Genomic DNA, 17,825 nt, shown 5'->3' with positions numbered 1-17,825 from the left:
CCGCTGAAAAATGACAAAGCCCGGCAGGTGGAGAGAAATCTCCACCTGCCGGGCTTTGTGCTTTGTAGCGCGGCTAGCCGCCGGTTTAACGGGCCTGGCGCGGCGCCGGGCCTGGGCCACGGCCTGCGATGTGGCGGAAGGTGATCCGGCCCTTGCTCAGGTCGTAGGGCGAGAGCTCCAGCGACACCTGGTCGCCGGCAAGGATGCGGATGTGGTTCTTGCGCATCTTGCCCGAGGTGTAAGCCACAAGCTTGTGGCCGTTGTCGAGCGTGACGCGAAAGCGCGAATCCGGCAACACTTCGTCGACCAGTCCATGCATTTCAATCAGTTCTTCTTTGGCCATGATGTAACTCCTAGGGAATTGAAAAAATTGTCGGTGATGTCTGTTGCGGCGGGCAAGGCCTCAGGCGCAGGCGGGCGTCGAGCGCTCGTTGATCCAGCGCAGGGCGTGTTCGGTCGCGTAATGCACGGCCGCGGCCGCGCTGTCGAAGAGGCCGCTGAAGCGCAGCACGCGGTCGTGCGTGGCGCTGCCGCGGCCTGAGCGGATGGAGACCGATGCAGCGTAGCCTTCGCCTTGCTGTTTGGCCAGTGGTGAGACAAGGTACTTGCCCACCGCGATTTTGGTGTGATCTACGTTCATAAAAAGTCCATGCCGGGTATGTGTCCCGGCTTGATAAATAAGGAGAATCGGCTTGCGAGCAAGCCGGCGGGTGTTCGGTGTCCACCCACCTGGCCCTTGGCAGGGGCTGGGCTGGTTGAGCCATGCGTGGGCACTGTCGGGAATAGTGCTCGCCGGAAAAACGGAACAGTGCTGAGAGGGTTCAGGGCTGTATGGGCACTGAAAACACTGTGGATTCGGGCTCTGGGAAGCGCCGCAATTGAGAAGGAAACCTGTTGGGAAAAGGCTTCGATGAAAAAAGCTGATGCTTTACCGAAGCTCTCATTATAACCGCTGACACATAAAGCTGCATAAAGCCCGGTACAGCGCAAGGCCCGCCCCTCTTCCCTGCAAGCCGGGGCCGCGGGACTGGCTTTGCCAGACCGCAGGCGCAGCGGCCCCCTCGGGGGGCAGGGAGCTACACGAAGTGAGCGACCGTGGGGGCCATATCCCTAGCCTTCAAACTGCGGATGCAGCTGCCGGATCCGGTTCATGGCCATGCCCGCTGCGGCGGTACGGGTTTCCACGCCCAGCTTGGCGTAGACGCGCTCCAGGTGCTTCTTCACGGTGGCTGGGCTGGAGCCCAGGATGTCGCCGATGTCGCGGTTAGTCTTGCCCTTGACCACCCAATACAGCACTTCGGCCTCGCGGGCCGTGAGCTTGAAGCTCAGGCTCATGGCCTCCACCACCGCATCGTCGGAGATCTCGCGCATCACGATCAGCCAGTCGCCGCTGACGGTCCCCCCTCCAACCCCGCCTTCGCCGTCACCGGTCTGCCGGTGCAGCCGGAAGGTCAGCCGGCGCGGCCCCTGCTCCACCGCCAGGCGCGGCGGCTCGACCTGCCGTTCCGCGTCCGCCATGTGGCTGCGCAGCCAGTCCAGCACGGGCTCGGGCGTCTGCGGCGCCGAGGTGCCGTAGTAGCGCATCAGGAGTTCGCGCGCCAGCGGCGTCTGCCAGACCAGCCGGCCGTCGGCGGTGCCGCCCATGCGCACCGTGATGCTGGCATAACCGAAGGCGTCCAGTGCGTTGCGCGCCKGGCCGGCCKGGCGCGCCTCCTGGCGGGCGCGGCGAGCGCCCTGCAGGTGCACGCCCATGCGCGCCATCACCTCCTTGGGCTTGATGGGCTTGGTCACATAGTCCACGCCGCCGGCTTCCAGCGCGGCCACCAGGTGCTCGGTCTCGGTGAGGCCGGTCATGAAGATGATGGGGATGTGGGTGGTCTCGGCCATGGCCTTGAGGCGCTTGGCGACTTCAAAGCCATCCATGCCGGGCATCATGGCGTCCAGCAACACGATGTCGGGCCTGGCCTGCAGCGCGCGCTGCAGCGCGGCCTCGCCGCTGGTGGCCACCAGCACGGTATAACCGGATTCATCGAGGGCGTCGTGCAACACCGACAGGTTGTCGGGCACGTCGTCCACGATCAGCACGACGTCGCTGTTGGCCCGGTCCAGCGTGCGGTCCAGGCTGCGGTTGAGCACGGAGGAATCTTCAAGCACGCGGCTCATGGCTGGCCTCCTGGTTGGCGAGCTGGCGGCCCATGGCCTCGAACTGGAATTGCCGCGCCAGCACCCGCATGTCGTCGACAAACGCGGCGGTGTCCGGCTGCTGCCGCTCTATTTCCGCCAGCATGTTCATGATGCCCCGGTAAAAGCCGAGGCTGACCACCTCCTGCAATGCGGCCAGCTGTGAAGCGTCCGGCAGCACACGCCGCGGGGGCGTTGCCGCGGGCGAGGCTTCCACGGCCGGTGTGTCATAAAGCCAGGTCAGCGACAGGCGCCGCTCCAGCCAGGCGATCAGCTCGGTATGGCGCACGGGCTTCAAGATGAAGTCCTCGGGCAGGATGCCGGCGTCGTTCTCCATGCCCTTGTCAAAGGCATTGGCCGAAACAATGGCCAGGTGTATGCCTTCATGGCCGGAGCCGCGCACGCGGCGCAGCGTCTCCCAGCCGTCTATGCCCGGCATGGCCAGGTCCATGAAGATCACGTCGGGCTGGTAGCCGGCGGCCAGCAGGTCCAGGCAGTCGTGGCCGCTGGCGGCGGTGCGCAGCTCAAAGCCCATGGGCTGCAGCAGTTGCACCAGCAGTTCGCGGTCGGGCTCCTCGTTGTCGACCACCAGCAGCTTGCGGCGCGCGCCCTCGTAGCCGCGCGGCCGGCGCCGCACCGGCGGGGCGACGGTTTCCCTGGCGGCGCCCGCCGGCAGGTGCACCTCGGGCAGGAACAGCCGGATGCGGAAGATGGACCCCTGGCCCGGCGTGCTCACCACCGTCATCTCGCCGCCCATCAGGTCGGTCAGCATCTTGGCGATGGTCAGGCCCAGGCCGGCGCCCGGCGTGCCTTCGGCGCTCTGGCCCGCGGCCGCGCCGCGCGCGAAGGGCTCGAAGATGCGCGCGAGTTCCGCCTCGCGCATGCCGGGGCCGGTGTCCTCGATGTCGATGTAGGCCATCTCGCGCGCATGGCGCAGCCGGAAGGTCACCTGCCCCTGCGCCGTGAACTTGATGGCATTGCCCAGCAGGTTGATGAGGATTTGCCGCACGCGCTTTTCATCGGCGCGCACCAGCTCGGGCAGGTTGCCGCTGGCCTCGAAGTGGAAGGCCAGGCCCTTGGCCGCGGCCTGCAGCTCGAACATGCCGGCCATCTCGTGCACACAATCGGCGAAGTGCATGGGCTTGACGTTGAGGGTCAGTTTGCCGGCCTCGATGCGGGCGATGTCCAGCGTGCCTTCGATCAGCGACAGCAGGTGTTCGCCGCCGCGCTTGATGACGCTGACGGCCTGCTTGCGGTGCGGCGGGATGGCGCTGTCCTCCCCCATGAGCTGCGCATAACCCAGGATGCTGTTGAGCGGGGTGCGCAGCTCGTGGCTGATGGCGCTGATGTAGCGGCTCTTGGCCTGGTTGGCCTGGTCGGCATGGTGGCGCGCCTCTTCGGCCACCAGTTTGGCCTGCTGCAGCGCCTCGTCGGTCTGCCGGTGCGACTCGATCTCACGCATCAGCAGATGCGTCTGGCGGTTCGATTCTTCCTGCGCGACCTGCCGGCTCTTGTGCGCCAGCACCAGCCACCAGGCGACCAAGCCGGCGATCACGAGCAGCGCCATATAGGCTTTGAGGAAACCCGACTTCAGGGCCGGCTCGGACGGTGTCAAATCCGACAGCGCGCTGAGCTCCTGGTGGTAGAGCAAGCCGAACACGCTGGCCAGCAGCGGCACGATGATCAGCATCAGCAGCAGGAAGTGGCCCAGGCCCGTATCAAGGTAAGGCCAGGCGCGGCGCGGCAGCAGCCAGCGCAACGCGCCCGACCACTGCGCCGACAAACTCGCGTGCGGCTTGCATAGGTCGCCGCAGCGCGCGTCCAACGTGCAGCACAGCGAGCAGATGGGGCCCTGGTAGGCCGGGCAATGCGCCATGTCCGGGCCCTCATAGGCGCGCTCGCAGATCACACATTGCTGCGTCGCATAACGCTTGTAGGCGCCCTCCCCTGCGGCCGCACCCGAAGTGCGCGCGATGTAGTAGCGGCCTTTGGTGGCCCAGGCGAGCAGCGGCGCCGTGACAAAAGCCGTCCCCATGGCGATCACCGCGGAAAAGGCCTGCGCCGTCTCCCCATACAGCCCCAGGTGCGCCGTGATGGACAACACCGAGGCCAGGGCCATCGCGCCGACACCGACCGGATTGATGTCGTACAGGTGCGCGCGCTTGAATTCAATGCCCGGCGGGCTCAGGCCCAGCGGCTTGTTGATGACGAGATCCGCCACCACCGCCATCACCCAGGCAATCGCGATGTTCGAGTACAGGCCCAGCACGTCGCCCAGCGCCTGGAACACGTTCATCTCCATCAGCATGAAGGCGATCAGCGTGTTGAACACCACCCACACCACGCGCCCCGGGTGGCTGTGCGTGATGCGCGAGAAGAAATTCGACCAGGCCAGGGAGCCCGCATAGGCGTTGGTCACGTTGATCTTGAGCTGCGACACCACCACGAAGAGCGCGGTCGCCGCCACGGCCATGCCGTAGTGCGGGAACACGTATTCGTAGGCCGCGAGGTACATCTGGTTGGGGTCCACCGCGCGGTCCAGCGGCACCATGTTGGAAATCGCCAGGTAGGCCAGGAAGGCGCCGCCCAGCATCTTCACCACGCCCAAAAACACCCAGCCCGGCCCGCCCACCAGCACGCCGCCCCACCAGCGCCAGCGGTTGGCCGGCGTCTGCACCGGCATGAAGCGCAAATAGTCGGCCTGCTCACCCATCTGGGTGATCAGCGCGATGCCCACCGTCAGAGCAGCACCAAACAGGTGCAAATTAAACTCGCCGCCCACGCCCCTCTCACCGCCATAGTGCAGCACGCCCGAAAAAGCACCAGGATCGCGCAGCAGCACAAATACAAAGGGCACGACCAGCATGACCAGCCACAAGGGCTGCGTCCAGACCTGCAGGCGCGAGATGGCGGACACGCCATGGGTGACCAGCGGAATGACGACCAAGGCGCAGATCAGGTAGCCCCAGCTGGGCGGGATGCCCAGCGCCAGGTCCAAGGCATAGGCCATGACGGCCGCCTCGAGCGCGAAAAAGATAAAGGTGAAGGACGCGTAGATCAGCGAGGTCAGCGTGGAGCCTATGTAGCCGAAACCGGCGCCGCGCGTCAGCAAATCCATGTCCACGCCGTAGCGCGCCGCGTAAATGCTGATGGGCAGTCCCGCCAGGAAGATGATCAGGCCGGTGGCGACGATGGCCCAGAAGGCGTTGGTGAAACCGTACTTGACCAGCAAGGTGGCGCCCACCGCCTCCAGGATCAGGAAGGAGGCCGCGCCGAAGGCGGTATTGGCGACCCGCCATTCCGACCACTTGCGAAAGCGCTGCGGTGTGAAGCGCAGCGCGTAGTCTTCCATGGTTTCGCTGGCCACCCAGCTGTTGTAGTCGCGCCTGACCTTGATGATGCGCTGCAGCGGCGCTTCGGCGCCGCCCGGCAACGGCGCGGCCGCGGCCGTATCGGGCGGCGGTGGCGTTGGCAGGGGCGTGAGCGGGGCGTCCATGGGTGGGCAGATGCGCCGGGCGCGTGGTGATTGACCCTGCTCAAGTGCATGTTCTGTGCCATGCCTCCCCGTGAGCCCGGCCAGGCTGGACCGTGGACAGCTTCTTATGGCACCATTCTTGCACCCCGGCAAGCATCCCCAAGCCGGCAGCCTGCCCTGAGAGAGCCCCATGGAATTGACGCCCCGCGAAAAAGACAAGCTGCTTATTTTTACGGCTGCCCTGCTGGCCGAAAGGCGCCGCGCCCGCGGCCTGAAGCTCAACTACCCCGAGTCCGTGGCGCTGATCAGCGCCGCCGTCATGGAAGGCGCGCGCGACGGCAAGTCCGTCGCCCAGCTCATGAGCGAGGGACGCACGGTGCTGACCCGCGCCGACGTGATGGACGGCATCCCCGAACTGATCCCCGACATCCAGGTCGAAGCTACCTTTCCCGACGGCACCAAGCTGGTCACCGTACACCAGCCGATCGTCTGAGCGCCGCACCCCGTTTTTCGCTTCAAACTACAACATCGACCAACAGGAGATTGCCGTGCGTTTTTCCTTGATGCCTTCATCCCTTACCCTGCGTACTCTGCGCGCCTTGCTCGCCCTCGCGGCTGTGCTGCCAGCCGCCGCCTTCGCGCACACCGGCGTGGACGGCCACTCGCACCTGGATTTCATGACCGGGTTCCTGCATCCGCTGACGGGCATGGATCACTTGGCCGCCATGGTGGCCGTAGGCCTGTGGAGCGCGCTGGCCGCGCGCCGGGCCGGGCCCGGGTTGCTGTGGGGTCCACTGGGTTTTGCGGGCATGCTGCTGGCGGGCGCGTTGCTGGGCCTGCAGGGCGTGCAGATTCCAGCGGTCGAGCCCATGATCGCGGCCTCGCTGCTGGTCACCGGCCTGTTGGTCCTGACGCGCTGGCATGTGCCAGGCATCGCAGCCGCGCTCATCGTAGGCGTGTTCGCCGTCTTCCACGGCCTGGCCCATGGCTATGAACTGGCCGGAGCGCCCAGTGCGTTGGCCACGCTGTCGGGCATGCTGGCCGCTACGCTGCTGTTGCACCTGGCGGGCCTGGGTGCCGGCTGGGCGCTGCGCAGCGCCAATGCCTGGCTGCCGCGCGCGGCCGGTGCAGCCGTCGCCGTCTTCGGCGTGGCACTGCTGGCCCGGCTGGCCTGAGGACGCAGCATGATTCCCGGAGAACTCATTACCGACGGCGCGGGCCATGTGCTCAACGCGGGCCGGCGCACGCTGACCGTCGTCGTGCAGAACACGGCCGACCGGCCCATCCAGGTCGGCTCGCATTACCACTTCGCTGAAACCAACGCCGCGCTCGGCTTTGACCGCGATGCGGCACGCGGCATGCGGCTCAACATCGCGTCGGGCACGGCCGTGCGTTTTGAGCCGGGGCAGCAGCGCACCGTCGAGCTGGTGGACTTCGCCGGTGAACGAAACGTCTATGGCTTTCGCGGCCTGGTCCAAGGCGGGCTCTGAGCCCCGCCAACCCAGGGCAAAGCCATGACGACACTGTTCATCTCCGCGTTTTTCCTGGGGCTGGTCTTTAATGCCGCGCCCGGCGCGGTGTTCGCCGAGACGGTGCGCCAAGGCGTGCGCGGCGGCTTCCGGCCGGCCTTCCAGGTGCAGGCGGGCTCGCTGGTGGGAGACGCCGTGTGGGCAGTCCTGGGCCTTGCAGGCATAGGCCTGGCCATGCAATTCGATGCCTTGCGCTGGCCGCTGGGCCTGGCGGGCGCCGCCTACCTGGCCTGGCTGTCCTGGGACAGCTGGCAGGCCGCGCGGGTCGAGCACACCATGGACAACGCCGGCGCGGCAGTTGCCGGCCAGGGCGCCCTGAAAAAAGGCATGGCGCTGTCGCTGACCAACCCGCAAAACATCGCCTACTGGGCAGCCATGGGCGGCGCAATGGGTGCGGTAGGCGTGGCCCACCCCGGCGCCGCGGACTACGCCGTCTTTTTTGCCGGCTTCATGGTCGCGTCCGTCGTGTGGTGTTTTGTGTGTGCCGCCGTGGTCGACCGCGTGTTCCGCCGACTGGGCGCGCGCTGGGCCCGGTTCACCTATCGCCTCTGCGCGGTGGCCCTGTTGGCCCTGGCCCTGGGCACGCTGCGCGAGCTTTTTTATCCGGTGGCCGGCGGTGGGGCGAACGGGCCGCGCATCGGCCAGCCCACAAGGCCTGCGCCGTAATTTTTCTGAATCGAGGATACAACGATGGCAACGATTGGACGCCGCGCCTACGCGGAAATGTTCGGCCCCACAGTCGGCGACCGCCTGCGCCTGGCCGATACCGAGCTGGTAGTCGAAGTCGAGGCCGACTACACCTTGCGCGCCGGCAGCTACGGCGAGGAAGTCAAGTTCGGCGGCGGCAAAACGATTCGTGACGGCATGGCCCAGTCGCAGAAGACCCGGGCTGAAGGCAGCATGGACTGCGTGATGACGAATGCGCTCATCATCGACCACTGGGGCATCGTCAAGGCCGACATCGGCCTCAAGGGCGGGCGCATCGCCGCCATCGGCAAGGCCGGCAACCCCGACACCCAACCCGGCGTCGACATGATCATCGGCCCCGGCACCGAAATCATCAGCTGCGAAGGCATGATCGTCACCGCCGGCGGCATAGACTCCCACATCCACTTCATCTGCCCGCAGCAAATCGAGGAGGCCTTGACCGCCGGCATCACCACCATGCTGGGCGGCGGCACCGGCCCGGCCACCGGCACCTTCGCCACCACCTGCACACCCGGCCCCTGGAACATCGAGCGCATGCTGCAGGCGGCCGACGCCTTCCCGATGAACCTGGGCTTCCTGGGCAAAGGCAACGCCAGTCTGCCCGCCGCACTGCATGAACAGATCAACGCCGGCGTCATAGGCCTGAAGCTGCACGAGGACTGGGGCACCACGCCGGCGGCCATCAGCAACTGCCTCGACGTGGCCGAAGAAACCGACACACAAGTCGCCATCCACAGCGACACGCTCAATGAATCGGGTTTTGTCGAGAACACGATTGCCGCGACAAAAGGCCGAAGCCTCTGCGCCTTCCACACCGAGGGCGCGGGCGGCGGCCATGCGCCCGACATCCTGCGCGTGGTCGGCGAAGAGAACTTCCTCCCCTCCTCCACCAACCCCACCATGCCCTACACCGTCAACACGCTCGACGAGCATGTCGACATGCTGATGGTGTGCCATCACCTGGACGCCGGCATCGCCGAAGACCTGGCCTTTGCCGAAAGCCGCATCCGCAAGGAGACCATCGCGGCCGAAGACGTGCTGCACGACCTGGGTGCGATCAGCATGTTCAGTTCCGACAGCCAGGCCATGGGCCGCGTCGGCGAGGTCATCATCCGCACCTGGCAGACCGCGCACAAGATGAAGCTGCAGCGCGGCAAGCTGCCCGGCGACAGCGAGCGCCACGACAACTTCCGCGCCAAACGCTACATCAGCAAATACACCATCAACCCGGCGATCGCCCACGGCATCTCGCACGAGGTCGGCTCGGTCGAGCCCGGCAAGTGGGCCGACCTGGTGGTCTGGAAGCCGGCCTTCTTCGGCATCAAGCCCTCAGTGATCCTCAAGGGCGGTTTTATCGCCATGGCGGCCATGGGCGACCCAAACGCCTCCATCCCCACGCCACAACCGGTGCACTACCGCCCCATGTTCGGCGGCTTCGGCGGCGCGATTGCCAGGGGTTCGCTGACCTTTGTCTCGCAGGCCGGCCTGAACGCCGGCGTCAAGGAGCGCTTCGGCCTGGCCAAGACCCTGAGCGCCGTGAAGAACGTGCGCGGAGTGCGCAAGCAGCACATGGTCCACAATGCCTACCTGCCCAGCATGGAAGTCGACCCGCAGACCTACGCTGTGCGTGCCGACGGCCAGCTGCTGACCTGCGAGCCGGCCAGCAGCCTGCCGATGACGCAGCGCTACTTCCTGTTCTGAATCCTGCTCTCCCGTCCTGTTTTTAAGGCCCCATGCTCCAGGTTTCCAAAGTCATTCCACAAGGCGCGGGCCTGGCCCCCGTCCTCGTCAAACGCGCCGCCACCGTCGAGCTCGACTGGGACGTGCGCCAGAAAAGCCGTTTCGACGCGACCGACTCGCTGGGCCGCCAGCTGGGTGTCTTCCTGCCGCGCGGCACGCTGGTGCGCGGTGGCGACGTGCTGGTGGCTGAAGACGGCTCCATGGTCAAGGTGATTGCCGCGCCGCAGGCGGTGCTGCGCATCACCGCCTGCACATCGCATGGCTCGCCCTTTGACCTGACGCGCGCGGCTTACCACCTGGGCAATCGGCATGTGCCGATAGAGCTCAAGCCCGACCACCTGAAGATCGAACCCGACCACGTGCTGGCCGACATGCTGCGCGCCATGCACCTGATCGTGAATGCGGCCGAGGAAGCGTTTGAGCCTGAAGGCGGCGCATACAGCTCGGGCGGACATGGGCATGGGCACCATCACGGGGACCATGCGCACAATCATGCGCCTGTTGCCGCGGCCACTACCGCCGAGCCGGTGCCGCACATACATGGGCCCGGCTGCAACCATGGCCATGATCACGACCACGCACACGAAACCAAGCCCGTGGCCATCCAGGTCCATAAGCACAAGCCGCACAGCCACTAGGCCCGCCGTGGACACATCCACACCGCCCGCGGTCTCCTTGCCGGCATCCAGCCTGCTCCAGCTGATCTGGCTGGCCTCGCCCGCGCTGCCCGTGGGCGGCTTCTCCTACTCGGAAGGGATGGAGGCGGCCGTCGAATGCGGCGAAGTCACAAGCGAAGCCATGGCCGCGCGCCGGCTCAGCGACCAGCTCCAGCTGGCGCTGACCCGCGGCGACCTGGCCGTGATCGCCCAGGCCATTCCGGCTTGGCGCGAGGGGAATCTGGAGCGCATCGCCGGCCTGAACGCCTGGGTGCTGCAGACGCGCGAGACCAGCGAGCTGCGCGCACAGGCCGAACAAATGGGCCGATCGCTGCTCGAATGGCTGCGCAACCATGAAGGCGCCAGCGCCGCGCACATAGAAGCCTGCGCCGCGCTGCAGCCGACCTATCCCGTGGCCTATGCGCTCGCCGCCTCACAGACAGCCGCCGGCGTGCGCGACTGCCTGCTGGCCTATGCCTTTGGCTGGGCCGAGAACATGATGCAGGCCGCGATCAAGTCCGTACCGCTGGGCCAGAGCGCCGGCCAGCGCATACTGGCCCAGCTGAGCCGCGACATCCCCGGCGCGGTCGAGACGGCGATGCGCCTGCCCGATGGAGAGCGCCAGGCCTTCTCCCCCATGCTGGCGATTCTGTCGTCGCAGCACGAAACCCAGTATTCGCGGCTGTTCCGCTCTTGACCCCGTCCATGCCGCCCTCCTTCACGATCTTCAAGGTATCCCCATGAGCTTGCACCACATCGCCAATCGCACCAAAAAACTTCCGCCCCTGCGCGTGGGCATAGGAGGCCCGGTGGGCTCCGGCAAGACCACGCTGCTCGAAATGCTGTGCAAGGGCATGAAGGCGAAGTACGACCTGGTGGCGATCACCAACGACATCTACACCAAAGAAGACCAGCGCCTGTTGACCGTGAGCGGCGCGCTGGATGCCGAACGCATCATGGGCGTGGAAACCGGCGGTTGCCCGCACACCGCGATCCGCGAGGACGCCTCCATCAACCTGGAGGCCATAGATCGCATGCTGGTGGATTTCCCCGATGCCGACGTCGTGTTCGTGGAGTCCGGCGGCGACAACCTGGCGGCCACCTTCAGCCCGGAACTGAGCGATTTGACGATTTACGTGATTGACGTGGCGGCCGGCGAGAAGATCCCGCGCAAGGGCGGCCCGGGCATTACGAAAAGCGATTTATTCGTGATCAACAAGACCGACTTGGCGCCTTATGTTGGTGCGGATCTGGAAGTAATGAAAAAAGACACCACCCGCATGCGAACCACACCCAAGGGTTTGAAACCATTTGTAATGACGAACCTCAAAACCCAGGCCGGCCTGGCCGAGGTGATTGCCTTCATTGAAACCCGAGGAATGTTGTTGCAGCCCAACACAACGGCCGCTTAAAGCGGACTTAAGGCCTTAAACGGGCCCCGAGAGAAGCCACGATGAACCCAGAGCGCTTAGCTCTGGAATTCGCTGGGATGCACGGTTTCGTACATCTTGCCGTCGCGGAAAAAGACCACCATCCAGTTGCCGAATTTTTGCGAAGGATGGGTGGGAATCACCTCGTTCAGGGCCTGGGCGATCGACTTTTTGACCGGTAGCTCGATTTCCTGCGCGTCGGGCGTCAGGGCGTCCACACTGATCAACATAAATGTGCCCCTGTCTTGCATATCCACCCGCGGGAACGACCAGCGGGCTGCGGTTGCCTTGACAAAAGCGGTGGCCACCTTTTCGGCGACTTCGGGGTGGAAAGCGGGAATAGTCATAGGAGTATTCGGTTTGGAGGATGCTGTAACTGAATGTTTCCATAATGACGCGCGCCGCGCTTTTCGTCACTGCCCTGAAAAAGGTTTTCAAATGGTACCGGGAATAGTTCCGGGGAATAGTTCCGGTTTTTTTGGTCTGTTTGTTGCTGAGGGGCTTGGGAATCCCCTTGGCGGCCAAAAGCATCAGTTGCGGGCTTAACCGGAAATTGGCTTGCGCACAGCAATAACCTGGGCAGCCGGCATGCGTGCTGGCCGTAGGACTTGCTGTCGAGTGAGAGAGTGTCAGCGCACTGTGGTGCGGTTACGGCGCCAGGCCGAACCGGAGGTGCACTGTTGGCGGGGCTGAACTTGTGCCACGCAAGTGGCGGAAGCGGTGGCTTACGAACAACACACTAAGGCCCGGAACGCCCGGGCTTTTTTCTTTTGCCGCTCAATATTGGCCGGTTTTCCGCTCGAAATCACGAGAACAAACGTCGCAGAGGGTTTCGAACTTTGGGTGAGGCCTTCGGCACGGTGCTATGGCTTCGCCACTGAGCCATGAGTACATGTCTCAGCCCATCCGGGTAACGCCCCTCTCACAACAGCGCGTCTTTCCCCCGCCGCGCCCACCATTTCCCTGAGTTCCCGCGCCATTCCTCCGGAAGCCTGCCCCAGGCCTGTCACGGCTGCGCGGGGCATTCATAAAGCTTTCAGATGGCGCTTCGCGCTAGTCGCTTTACAAACCTTCCCCGCACATCCGCGCCATTCCTGGTGCCGTCATCCTCCGGGCGCAGGAACTCAGGGAAACGGTGACAGATGTTCGCTCTCTGGTGGAAAGACCAGAACCCCAATTCGGGGAGGGCGAGAAATCTAGGGACCCGGTAACTTTTAAAGGAGCGACGACATGGCGAAACGACAGATCAGCGAACCAAGCACCACCGCACTGCGGGAGCAATGGCTACACGCACTAGCCACCAAGATGAAACCGATCATCGACGCGAAAGCAGGCATCAAAATCCCAGCTTACCGCGTCGCGTGCGGCTTTCCGAGCAAGGGCGGTGAACTGGGCAAGAAAACCAGGGTGCGCGGCCAGTGTTGGAGCGCGGCCGCAAGCGACGATCTGCACGCGGAGATCTTCATATCTCCAGTCGAGGACGACGCGGACAAGATAGCGGCGATCCTGGCTCACGAGCTGATCCATGCGGCGCTCCCCCTTGCAGGTCACAAGCGCCCGTTTCAGGTGGCGGCGGCAAAGATCGGCCACACGAAGCCGTTCACCACCAGCGAACCCACCGAAGAGTTCATGCTGTGGGCGGCCCCACTGATTAGCGCTGTAGGCGCGTATCCGCACAAGCGTTTAAACGCTTTGGTGCAGGTCGGCGAGAAGAAAAAGCAGGGCGCACGCATGCTCAAGTGCGAGTGCGAAGAATGCGGCTACACGGTGCGGACCACTCGCAAATGGCTGGATGAGGCGGGCGCACCGATCTGCCCGAGAAAAGGCCATGGAAGAATGACGAGCGAGGCCGATGAAGACGGCGGCGACGAATCGTAACGGGTAACGTATGCCCAGACCACGCAAATACGCAAGCGACGCCGAGCGCGTTGCAGCCTACCGCGCCAGGCACGAGCTCGTGACACTTTCCGTCGACGTGCCGGCGGAAATCGTCGCCGGCATCGAGGAATACATGAGGTTCAAGAACCTCACGAAAGCCGCGGTGATTACGAAGCTGGTTAAAACACAGCTACTGCGCAAACGATAACGACGAACAAATTGAATTTCCTCATTCCAGGCGGTGCGAAATTCACTTCAGCTACTTCGCCTCATATGTCTAATCTGGTCGCGCATTGTTTTTGAACGAAATGCTTTTGACAAAACACACCCGGTCGCATCAAAAATCTTCATCATCGTAAAGATGAGCATGACACTTGAGATCAAAGAAAAATAGCCCGGCAGATTATGTGGCGGGATTTTTTCAATTGGAGTTGGCGGATAAGAACCCGACCATTGAAGTTGCGAAAAAACTATCGCGATAAAGATGAATGTCCCGAGCGCCTGCAAGACAGCTTCGAGACCTTTCTCAGCGGCAAGTAGGCTACGTCTTTGAGTCGGTCCATCTGGATAAGCTCTGGCGCGGTTGTACATCAGAGCGGTAAATGCAAGCATCAGGGCAATAGCAGCTCCCGCAAAAGCAGGCAACCCTTCAAGCTGCATGTTTCCTAAACGAAATGTCACATAGACATTCATCGCAGAGAACACGCCTATCTGAAACCATTCAGATAGATGTATTGCGAGGGACTTACGCTGGCGAGATCGTCCGGAGGTTCTTGAAAACATCTTTCCCCCTTTGAGCACCTATTCCCCGATAAGAGCGAGTTGCACAATATCCGCAATTGCCTTCCCCTCCTTCACCCCTAAGCACTGAATAGCCCAGACAGAGCACAGGGCTTGCCACAAATTATCGCCACCCAAAGTCAACTCGTTTGCCGCAATGGAAATCCAGTCGTGATGATCATCTGCTGTCATTGCACTTTGACAAGCATCAACAACTGCCGCATGTTGTCTGCCAACACGAGCAGCGACTCCATCCCATTGAATTTCCAGCAACGCCTCAAATACTACTCGTTCAGGTGCGTCTCCACCGGGTAGCAGGTTGCAGCCGTTCGCTGCCTCTTGATCACCATCGAGAAAGACACAAGTCGGCCGCGGGAATTTTTTGCCCGCCGCCATAAGACCCAACGACTGCCCAACAGAAGCGGCGCCGTAAGGGCTAATGAGCGAACGGTTGATTAGCGTGTCGCCATGGTTAACCAAAATCTCGGTCAGCATTGCCTTCGCTTCGCTATCTTCGACATAAATATCACATTCCGGATGTTGCTCTAAATCCATTTTTGTCATGCAGAAGGAGGGGCTCACGCCTTTGATTACCTCACGTCCGTTGGCTCCTTCCCAAATATACAAGCGAGCCTCTTCAGGCAATTCATCAAGAACATAGGGCGAATGTGTCGAAACAATTATCTGTATTTCTTTTAAACGGCAAATCTCCGCAAGATGCCTCATTAGCCGTCTTTGCGCTCTTGGATGAAGAGACGTTTCTATTTCATCAATCAGCACTAGCGAATGTTTTGGTATTTCATTCATCAACAATTCGCTGATTGTGGTTTCCCCGGCTCCGCTATGAAATCCTGAGTACCTCATGCCTGAATGAGACATGACGGGGACCATACGAATTTGGTCAATATCCGTTAGGGACATCTCTGCCACTTCGTACTTGCGACCCATAATGTTGGACAGATCGCCGAGTTGGTCATCAGAAAATTTTGTTGACGATTTCTCTTTTCTTGTCGATTGTGAAAGTTTTGAATAGCCAACCCGAGCAGCCACAGGTTGTATGCGTGACAGGTCAATGTTTTGAACATTCCTTTCGCGCCTATCCAGATTGCCGCGCCATCGGTTGGGAAATTTCCTAATGCTCCCATCTCTGAACTCTTGCCCTTCTTTGACCCACCAGCTTATCGATGCTTCTTGAATTCTTTCCCAGGCCGTATCGGGGAAGAACATATAAGCAAACAATTGTTTGGTTATGGTGTCGTTCGCCGGATTCTTATAAGTCGATGCAGCGGCTTGCAAGATCGTACTTTTACCGGCGCCGTTTTCCCCCACCAATGCCACGATTGGAAATGGGAAGTCAATTCGTTGGCCCGTCCAGCCGCGAAGGCCGCGTATTTCAAGCGAGTTGAGGTGCTTTGGCCAGCTTGTACCCGTCTTCCACTTCTTGTCGAGCAGTCGGAATTCTTTGCTGAGTGCCATGCGCGCTCCAAAATCCCCATTATGCTGAGCTTTCGCGGCACCATCGCGGTTCCGCTGCCGCCGAATTGCGGCAGACAAGCCGACAACCCAGCGAGCTACGTGTTGCGCGATGGACGAATTTTGGCAAGAGTCGCAGTGAGTTGAGCATTCTGCTCAGGCGTCAGCGGCACACACCACCATAGCTGCACTTTTCCGCCCCCATCCCATCCCGCGATCTTTATCCCGCCGTCAATAAGCTTAATACTGGCACCTTCGATAAAGCCTTTTTCCTGCCCGGTCACCACGTCAACAATTTGTGCACGATGGGTTGGCTCTCCCAGTGGATGCGGTTTGTAGCTCAGATGCGCGACCTGTCCAGTCGCGCGGATCGCCTCCGGTGACAGCTTTTCGCCCTTCTGGCGCATGCGATAGATGGTGCAAAACACTGTATAAGCATACAGTGTTTAAGCAGTACTATTCAAGTATGTGCAGCCACTATCAAGCCGAAAATTCCCGGAAAAAGCTGGAACGTATGGGGTTCAAGGTGCCGCCCACCTGGACGCCACCGCCCGGAGGCTCTCACATCTACCCTACCCAGCCAGCCCCGATCATTAGACGGCCACCAGAACGCGAATCGGGAGATGAAGCTGTACCCGAAGCAGAAGTTATTGCGGCCCATTTCGGCATGCTGCCTGGCTTTGCCAAGGAGCTGAAATATGGCGTACGGACCTATAACGCCCGCGCCGAAACCGTGCACGAGCTGGCGAGTTTTAAGAATGCCTGGGCAAAAGCCAGGCACTGCATTGTTCCGGCCGAGGCGATCTACGAACCTGATTGGCGGAGCGGTCGGTTTGTCCCCACACGAATTACCCGAACTGACGGTGAAACTCTGGGGGTCGCCGGCCTATGGCAGCCGTGGAAGTCGCCCTCCGGGGAATGGCTGAATTCGTTCACTATGCTCACCATCAATGCCGACGCTCACCCGATTTTCAAAGAGCTGCACCGGCCAGATCCCAAACGCCCGCCCGAACTCCAAGACAAGCGTATGGTTGTCATCCTGAATGAGGACTCCTACCAGGCATGGCTAGATGCACCGGCAGAGCGCTCCCGCGAGTTCTTAGTTCAATACCCCGCTGATCGACTGACCGCAACTGCGGAACCAGTCGCCGCCAGCACAGATCAACTTTTTGAGGAATGAGCATGCAAGCCAACGAGCGCGAAGACTGGCGCAGGATTTTCGCCGACACCATCATGGACCTGGCTGGCGGTGAAGCCGACATGCTCCAAGTTGCGAGCTGGGCCATTGTGGCGCAGCAGTTGCAGGGCGATCAAGACCCCAAGGCAGTTGCAACCAGAGAGTTTGCGATCGGTGCACCGCCCAGCCTCTAGCAAGCGTTTACAGCAAGCTGGAATGCCCCGGCTTCAAAGCCCTATACACCGCTCTCTTAACGGTGGACGGATGCACCTCAAACACTATAGCCAGGCTATTTAGGGTGTACCAACTGCCCGGCATGCTGTACAGCTTGACGATATCGGCCTCAACGTCGCTTGGGAGAGAGCGTTTGCGGCCACAGTGCACACCGCGTTGCATGGCGGCTTGCTGTCCCGCTATGGACCGCTCCCGAATGATTCCGCGCTCAAACTCTGCGAATGCGCCGAGCATGTGCATCATCATGCGACCGGCGCCTGTAGACGTGTCTACTGGCTCAGTAAGGCTTTGAAAGCATGCGCCGGCTTTTTCGATGCGCTCAAGGATTGAGAGCAAATCGATCAGCGACCGTGCGAACCGGTCGATCTTGTAGACCTTGACCACGTCACCAGGTCGAAGCATTGACAGCAGCAACTGCAAAATGGGCCTGGTGCCCACTGAACTGCGCTTTTCCTGCAAAACCTGTTCGACGCCACCTCGATGGAGCGCGTCAAGCTGTAATGTTGTTTCCTGCTCTGTCGTCGAGACGCGTGCGTACCCGTAAATCACTTACTTGTCACCAAA

The 17,825-nt window shown here is 62.1% G+C and carries 21 protein-coding genes; 12 read left to right on the top strand and 9 right to left on the bottom strand.

The window, feature by feature from the left end:
- Positions 1 to 85: 85 nt before the first annotated feature.
- The 4 genes from infA to AC1D1F_RS03410 form a co-directional block, all read right to left on the bottom strand.
- Positions 86 to 343, bottom strand: coding sequence for a translation initiation factor IF-1 (gene infA, locus AC1D1F_RS03425; protein ID WP_092132708.1), 258 nt, complete (start codon positions 341 to 343; stop codon positions 86 to 88).
- Between the two features lie 60 nt (positions 344 to 403).
- A complete protein-coding gene (locus tag AC1D1F_RS03420) occupies positions 404 to 640 on the bottom strand; it encodes a hypothetical protein (RefSeq protein ID WP_477678363.1) in 237 nt (78 codons plus the stop codon).
- A gap of 470 nt (positions 641 to 1,110) precedes the next feature.
- Complete coding sequence (locus AC1D1F_RS03415; RefSeq protein WP_477700653.1) at positions 1,111 to 2,163, bottom strand: response regulator; 1,053 nt, start codon at positions 2,161 to 2,163, stop codon at positions 1,111 to 1,113.
- On the bottom strand, positions 2,147 to 5,677 hold the full coding sequence (locus AC1D1F_RS03410) for a hybrid sensor histidine kinase/response regulator (protein WP_477697390.1): 3,531 nt from the start codon (positions 5,675 to 5,677) through the stop codon (positions 2,147 to 2,149). Before AC1D1F_RS03410 ends, AC1D1F_RS03415 begins: the two co-directional genes overlap by 17 nt.
- 169 nt (positions 5,678 to 5,846) lie before the next feature.
- Here AC1D1F_RS03410 and AC1D1F_RS03405 point away from each other — a divergent pair, with 169 nt between their 5' ends.
- The 8 genes from AC1D1F_RS03405 to ureG all read left to right on the top strand — a co-directional run bounded on the left by AC1D1F_RS03405 (position 5,847) and on the right by ureG (position 11,701).
- Positions 5,847 to 6,149, top strand: coding sequence for an urease subunit gamma (locus AC1D1F_RS03405; RefSeq protein ID WP_007874763.1), 303 nt, complete (start codon positions 5,847 to 5,849; stop codon positions 6,147 to 6,149).
- Positions 6,150 to 6,219: 70 nt separating this feature from the next.
- Complete coding sequence (locus AC1D1F_RS03400) at positions 6,220 to 6,831, top strand: HupE/UreJ family protein (protein ID WP_477700656.1); 612 nt, start codon at positions 6,220 to 6,222, stop codon at positions 6,829 to 6,831.
- 9 nt (positions 6,832 to 6,840) lie between these two features.
- Positions 6,841 to 7,146 carry an urease subunit beta gene (locus tag AC1D1F_RS03395; protein ID WP_477678620.1) on the top strand — a complete coding sequence of 102 codons (306 nt, stop codon included), beginning with the start codon at positions 6,841 to 6,843 and terminating at the stop codon, positions 7,144 to 7,146.
- A 24-nt stretch (positions 7,147 to 7,170) separates the two neighbouring features.
- Positions 7,171 to 7,851: a LysE family transporter gene (locus AC1D1F_RS03390; RefSeq protein WP_477678619.1), complete on the top strand. Its 681-nt coding sequence runs from the start codon at positions 7,171 to 7,173 to the stop codon at positions 7,849 to 7,851.
- Between the two features lie 24 nt (positions 7,852 to 7,875).
- Positions 7,876 to 9,594, top strand: a complete 1,719-nt coding sequence (ureC, locus tag AC1D1F_RS03385) for an urease subunit alpha (protein WP_477678618.1) — start codon at positions 7,876 to 7,878, stop codon at positions 9,592 to 9,594.
- A 32-nt stretch (positions 9,595 to 9,626) separates the two neighbouring features.
- Entirely contained in the window at positions 9,627 to 10,271 is a 645-nt protein-coding gene (ureE, locus tag AC1D1F_RS03380) for an urease accessory protein UreE (RefSeq protein WP_477678617.1), read from the top strand.
- Between the two features lie 37 nt (positions 10,272 to 10,308).
- Complete coding sequence (locus AC1D1F_RS03375; RefSeq protein ID WP_477678621.1) at positions 10,309 to 10,986, top strand: urease accessory protein UreF; 678 nt, start codon at positions 10,309 to 10,311, stop codon at positions 10,984 to 10,986.
- 43 nt (positions 10,987 to 11,029) lie between these two features.
- On the top strand, positions 11,030 to 11,701 hold the full coding sequence (ureG, locus tag AC1D1F_RS03370; RefSeq protein ID WP_477678616.1) for an urease accessory protein UreG: 672 nt from the start codon (positions 11,030 to 11,032) through the stop codon (positions 11,699 to 11,701).
- Between the two features lie 56 nt (positions 11,702 to 11,757).
- Here ureG and AC1D1F_RS03365 read toward each other — a convergent pair whose 3' ends face one another.
- Positions 11,758 to 12,066: a hypothetical protein gene (locus AC1D1F_RS03365; RefSeq protein ID WP_477653207.1), complete on the bottom strand. Its 309-nt coding sequence runs from the start codon at positions 12,064 to 12,066 to the stop codon at positions 11,758 to 11,760.
- Between the two features lie 883 nt (positions 12,067 to 12,949).
- Here AC1D1F_RS03365 and AC1D1F_RS03360 point away from each other — a divergent pair.
- Positions 12,950 to 13,597 (top strand): transcription elongation protein SprT, encoded by a 648-nt coding sequence (locus AC1D1F_RS03360; protein WP_477679227.1) that lies wholly within the window; start codon positions 12,950 to 12,952, stop codon positions 13,595 to 13,597.
- A gap of 10 nt (positions 13,598 to 13,607) precedes the next feature.
- The gene (locus AC1D1F_RS03355; protein ID WP_477679226.1) at positions 13,608 to 13,805 is read left to right on the top strand and encodes a hypothetical protein; all 198 of its coding nucleotides are present in this window, start codon (positions 13,608 to 13,610) and stop codon (positions 13,803 to 13,805) included.
- Positions 13,806 to 13,852: 47 nt separating this feature from the next.
- Here the strand turns inward: AC1D1F_RS03355 and AC1D1F_RS03350 are convergent, their stop codons facing one another.
- The 3 genes from AC1D1F_RS03350 to AC1D1F_RS03340 all read right to left on the bottom strand — a co-directional run bounded on the left by AC1D1F_RS03350 (position 13,853) and on the right by AC1D1F_RS03340 (position 16,257).
- Entirely contained in the window at positions 13,853 to 14,380 is a 528-nt protein-coding gene (locus tag AC1D1F_RS03350; RefSeq protein ID WP_477697537.1) for a hypothetical protein, read from the bottom strand.
- Between the two features lie 18 nt (positions 14,381 to 14,398).
- A complete protein-coding gene (locus tag AC1D1F_RS03345; RefSeq protein ID WP_477679173.1) occupies positions 14,399 to 15,853 on the bottom strand; it encodes an ATP-dependent nuclease in 1,455 nt (484 codons plus the stop codon).
- A gap of 95 nt (positions 15,854 to 15,948) precedes the next feature.
- Complete coding sequence (locus AC1D1F_RS03340) at positions 15,949 to 16,257, bottom strand: hypothetical protein (protein ID WP_477679172.1); 309 nt, start codon at positions 16,255 to 16,257, stop codon at positions 15,949 to 15,951.
- Between the two features lie 35 nt (positions 16,258 to 16,292).
- On the opposite strand from AC1D1F_RS03340, the gene AC1D1F_RS03335 reads away from it, so the two are divergent.
- Positions 16,293 to 17,030 (top strand): SOS response-associated peptidase, encoded by a 738-nt coding sequence (locus AC1D1F_RS03335; RefSeq protein WP_477700652.1) that lies wholly within the window; start codon positions 16,293 to 16,295, stop codon positions 17,028 to 17,030.
- 2 nt (positions 17,031 to 17,032) lie between these two features.
- Positions 17,033 to 17,221 carry a hypothetical protein gene (locus AC1D1F_RS03330; RefSeq protein ID WP_477679311.1) on the top strand — a complete coding sequence of 63 codons (189 nt, stop codon included), beginning with the start codon at positions 17,033 to 17,035 and terminating at the stop codon, positions 17,219 to 17,221.
- A 7-nt stretch (positions 17,222 to 17,228) separates the two neighbouring features.
- Here AC1D1F_RS03330 and AC1D1F_RS03325 read toward each other — a convergent pair whose 3' ends face one another.
- On the bottom strand, positions 17,229 to 17,810 hold the full coding sequence (locus AC1D1F_RS03325) for a recombinase family protein (RefSeq protein WP_477695932.1): 582 nt from the start codon (positions 17,808 to 17,810) through the stop codon (positions 17,229 to 17,231).
- Positions 17,811 to 17,825: the final 15 nt, after the last annotated feature.

It is taken from the genome of Polaromonas sp. P1_H6, from assembly GCF_056405195.1.
Note: the sequence above shows the minus strand (reverse complement) of the source record. Positions and strands in the feature narration are given on the sequence as shown.